Genomic DNA, 547 nt, shown 5'->3' on the forward strand with positions numbered 1-547 from the left:
GTCGAGAGCCGGATCTACAACGCGCTGCTCCAGTCGGCCGCCTCCAAGCACGCCGCCACGCGCCGTGCGATGAAGTCGGCGACCGACAACGCGGAAGAACTCATCAAGTCGCTCACGCGGCTTGCCAACGCGGCCCGCCAGGCCGACATCACCCAGGAAATCAGCGAGATCGTCGGTGGCGCGAGCGCCCTGGCCGACGCGACCGCGGGGAGTGACTGATATGACCACCACTGTTGAGCCGACCGCTCCTGCCGGCGTGGCCACTGGCCGCGTCGCGCGGGTCATCGGCCCGGTCGTCGACGTGGAGTTCCCCGTCGACGCGATGCCGGAGATCTACAACGCGCTGACCGTCGAGGTCGCCGACCCGGCCGAGGACGGCAAGCTCAAGACGCTGACCCTCGAGGTCGCCCAGCACCTGGGCGAGGGCGTCATCCGCGCCATCTCGATGCAGCCGACCGACGGCCTGGTCCGTCAGGCCACGGTGACCAACACCGGCAACGGCATCACGGTGCCCGTCGGTGACATCACCAAGGGCAAGGTGTTCAAC

At 68.6% G+C, this 547-nt stretch carries 1 protein-coding gene and 1 pseudogene; both read left to right on the top strand.

Translation table 11 applies throughout. The features are described 5' to 3' along the window. Positions 1-219 (top strand): F0F1 ATP synthase subunit gamma (locus tag KUM32_RS39675; RefSeq protein WP_217146588.1); only part of this gene is annotated, 219 nt, incomplete at its 5' end. A gap of 1 nt (position 220) precedes the next feature. Beyond that, positions 221-547, top strand: a pseudogene (locus tag KUM32_RS39680) (F0F1 ATP synthase subunit beta); the annotation flags it as partial.

The organism is Streptomyces sp. AC627_RSS907, assembly GCF_019049165.1.